Annotated in this window: 3 protein-coding genes; all 3 read left to right on the forward strand. The window is 39.3% G+C overall.

The annotated features are described in order from the left end of the window. The coding region (locus ABIQ28_RS13975; protein WP_348038353.1) for a PA14 domain-containing protein at window positions 1-297 on the forward strand (297 nt) is incomplete at its 5' end. A gap of 363 nt (window positions 298-660) precedes the next feature. Next, complete coding sequence (locus tag ABIQ28_RS13980) at window positions 661-2,436, forward strand: glycoside hydrolase domain-containing protein (protein WP_348038355.1); 1,776 nt, start codon at window positions 661-663, stop codon at window positions 2,434-2,436. Window positions 2,437-2,521: 85 nt separating this feature from the next. Continuing rightward, on the forward strand, window positions 2,522-4,308 hold a 1,787-nt coding region (locus tag ABIQ28_RS13985), incomplete at its 3' end, for a beta-N-acetylglucosaminidase (protein ID WP_348038357.1).

Genomic DNA, 4,308 nt, shown 5'->3' on the forward strand with positions numbered 1-4,308 from the left:
ATTGAGCACGTCTCCGTTGTGTTTAAAGGCTATTTCTATGCGGAAGTAGAAGGTTTGTTCGATTTTTCTACAAAATCTGATGATGGCAGTTTGTTGTATATCGGCGATAAGTTTGTCGTTGATAACGGCGGCAACCATTCAGCCATAGAAAAAGACGGCATGGTGGCGCTTAAAAAAGGCTGGCATCCATTGACTGTGAAATTTCATGAGGCTACAGGTGGAGGTCAATTAACAGTTTGGTATACCGCTCCCAATGGCGAAAAGAAAATTTTGGAAGGCGCTGTGATTGGAGAATAAAACACCTGAAGGTGTTAAATTTCAAAACAAATAAATCTCAAATTCCAAAAGGTAAAACAAGATTTAACCTTGGGAGTGTATGACACGCTAAAAGAGGAAATGACATATTAAGTAATAAAATTTCATGGAAAAATTTTTAGACACTAATTTCACGAATATTCACTAATTCTTGAAAAACCTAAAGATTTTCCATTGTGTAATAATTTTTTGGACGATCATTCAACGATTTAAAATGATCCTGTTCATTTAAAATTCGCGCTAATTAGTGTAATTCGTGTCAAAAATAAATCAATATTAATTTTCAGCTATTCTGCTTCAACGTGGGAGGCTAAAACTAAAGTCAAACTAACAACAACGCATCCAATGAAACTATTATTAAAATCCCTTCTAGTTTTTTCAATCCTGTTGACTTTTGCCTGTCAAGATCAAAACAAGGACTTTGCAGTGGCTCAAACTTATGATGAACCGCAAGATCCTGCGCCCAGCCCCGACCAGAATTGGGCAGCGGTGCCAAAAGGCTTGCAAGCCTCAGTGACCTCAACGGATATTCGTTTTGTAAGGAGTGAAATACCTAAAATCCAACAACAATCCACTTGGGAAGGCACGGCATGGAAAGGCGAACGCACAGCAGCACAGTTGGTACTTTGGAGCAATGATTCCTTAACCGAAGTCAATACTAAAATCTCAGAGTTTAAATCGGATGCTGGGAACAGTTTGCCTGCTTCCATTGCAGAAATCAATTTTGTAAAATACGTGATTACCGATGTATTTGGCGAAGGATGTGGTTACAGAAAACCGGAAGATTTCCCATCCTCATTAGCCGCTGATGCCTTAGATCCTGTTTCGTCCTATGCTATCAAAGCACAAGAAACCAGACCAATTTGGATTACCATCAATATCCCGTCGGATGCGAAAGCTGGAACGTATAAGAGCACCTTTACCATTGACATTAAAGGACAGGAATCCAAAACCATGGCATTCTCGATTCGTGTGATCGATAAAGAACTCCCTGCAGTTGCCGATTGGAAATTCCATTTGGACATGTGGCAAAATCCTTATGCAGTGTCTCGTTTTCACAAGGTCGAACCTTGGTCAAAAGAACATTGGGATTTATTAAAACCGATCATGAAACGTTTAGCAGATGCTGGTCAAAAAGTAATTACTGTGTCCTTAAATAAAAGACCTTGGGGCGGACAAACTTTTGATCAATTTGAAGCCATGATCGATTGGAGAAAGAAAACCGATGGCACTTGGACTTACGATTATACGATTTTTGATAAATGGGTACAGATGATGATGGATTTGGGTGTAAAAAATCAAATCAGCTGTTATTCGATGGTACCATGGGGCAATGAATTCTACTATTTTGATGAAGCTGAAAACAAAGAAGTAAAATTAGCTGCGGCACCAGGAACAAAAGCGTATAACGACTTATGGATTCCATTTTTGGAACAATTCAAAGCCCATTTAGAGCAAAAAGGTTGGAATAAAATTACCCGAATCGCCATGGATGAACGCGGGCCAGAAGAAATGACGGCCATGTTAAAATTATTGAATGAACATGCACCAGAATTTGGAGTTTCTTTCGCTGACAATCATAAAAGTTATAAGCTTTATCCGGACGATTTAAAAGATATGTCCGTTGCTTTTGGGCACCCTGTAGATGAAGCAGATCTTAACATTCGAAAAGAAAACGGTTATATCAGCACGCATTATGTATGCTGCACGGACAAGTTCCCAAACACCTTTACCTTTTCGCCACCTGCAGAAGGTGTATTTATTGGCTGGTATAGCATCGCCGCCGATTTTGACGGCTTCTTACGTTGGTCGTATAATAGTTGGACTGAAAAACCATTGGAAGACTCACGATTTAGAGCGTGGCCAGCTGGCGACACGTATATCGTATATCCAGACAATCGCACTTCGATTCGCTTTGAAACGCTCAGAGAAGGGATTCAAGATGCTGAAAAGATCAGAGTTTTGAGAGAAGAGCTTCAAGCGAAAGGCATGCTTGACGAACTGGATCATTTGAATAAAGTGGTCGCACAGTTTAACGTGACTTCCAAGCCGGCAAACTTTGAAGGCATGCTCAAGGATGCCAAAAACCATCTTGATCTTTTGGCTGAAAAACTAAATTAATTAAAAAAAGGCTCTTTAAAAAAGAGCCTTTCTAATACACACTATTAACGAGATTAAAACAACAACACTTACAAACATTATTTTTATGAAAAGCTTACTTTCTGGACTATTATTTTTGACGACCTGTTTTGGTTTTGCTCAAAACCTAGCCATCAACCCTACACCACAAAAGGCAGTGATTTCCAATTATATTGACACGCCTACACAATTCAATCTGCACCATAAAAACGTAGATAAAGCCACCCAAAACTTACTTGCTACGTTTTTTAATGACACCAATACGTCCAACAAAGGATTTACGGTTAGTGTAGGAAACATCAATGATAAATTTCATAAAAAATTCCTGAAAAAAGTACCTCAAAATCCAGAAGGCTATTTTATTAATAGTAGTAATAAAAACATTACGGTTATCGGCAGAGATGCCCGTGGTACATATTACGGCGTCAGAACTTTATTAGCCTTATTAGCCTCAGATAAATTTCCGCAAGGAGAAATTATAGATTATCCAGATGTCACTGCACGAGGAACTGTTGAAGGTTTTTACGGAACGCCTTGGAGCTTTGAACACCGTGTTCGTCAAATTGACTTTTACGGCAAAAATAAGTTGAATACCTATATTTATGGCCCTAAAGACGATCCCTATCACAGCTCGCCAAACTGGAGAAAACCTTATCCTGAAGACGAAGCGATTCAATTAAAAAAATTGATTGACAGAGCCGAAATGAATCATGTCGATTTTGTTTGGGCGGTTCACCCAGGTAAAGACATTAAATGGAATGATGAAGACCGCAATGCCCTACTCCATAAATTTGAATTAATGTACGACTTAGGCATTCGTTCCTATGCGGTGTTTTTTGACGACATTTCCGGAGAAGGGACCAATCCGAAGCAACAAGCAGGGTTATTGAATTTCTTACACAACAAATTCGTCGCTGTTAAAAAAGACGTGAAACCATTAATTATGTGTCCTACGGAATATAACAAAGGCTGGTCTAACGTTGAAGGTGGTTATTTAGCAACCTTAGGCAAGGAATTAGATCCTTCCATTCGCATCATGTGGACGGGAAATACGGTGGTTTCTGATATTGATCAGCCCACAATGGAGTGGATTAATAATCAAATTCAGCGTAAAGCTTTTATATGGTGGAACTTTCCAGTGTCTGATTACGTAAGAAACCATCTGCTTATGGGGCCAACCTATGGCAACGGAAAAGATATTGCGGATATGATTTCTGGTTTTGTTTCCAATCCAATGGAACATGCTGAAGCTTCCAAAATCGCCATTTATGGTGTAGCTGATTACACATGGAACATGTCTGCTTACGATTCAGAGAAAAACTGGTTGGAGGCCATGAAGGTTGTGATGCCAGAAAGTTACAATGCCTTAGAAGTGTTTGCGCGTCACAACAGTGATTTAGGCCCAAATGGCCACCGTTACAGACGTGACGAATCGGTAAAATTTGCACCAGCAACCGAATTATTTTTCAAACAATTAGAAGCTGGACAAAACATTGACAATTTGGAAAGCGTTCAAAAAGAATTTCAAACAATGGTTGAGGCTTCTTATATTTTATTGAGCAGCACTGATAACCAAGTCCTATTGGATGAAATTCGCCCATGGGTAAAACAATTCCAATTGCTAGGACAATCTGGATTGACTTTATTGAACATGCATACCGCGTTACAAGCAAAACAAAGTGATGATTTTGAAAGAAGTTATAAAGCACTTAATGCCATGAAAGCACAAATGTATGTGATCGATCGCACCGAAAACCAGAATCCGTACCAACCGGGTGTAGTAACGGGCAGCTTGGTCGTACAGCCATTTATTGATAAGAGTTTTGCCTATTTAACAAACACCTACAATAAAGC

Source organism: Gelidibacter sp. (assembly GCF_039916245.1).
Taxonomy (GTDB): Bacteria; Bacteroidota; Bacteroidia; order Flavobacteriales; family Flavobacteriaceae; genus Gelidibacter.

Bases quoted from the DNA above. Each gene is read 5' to 3' on its own strand.
- ABIQ28_RS13980 (WP_348038355.1), top strand. From the start codon at position 661: ATGAAACTATTATTAAAATCCCTTCTAGTTTTTTCAATCCTGTTGACT.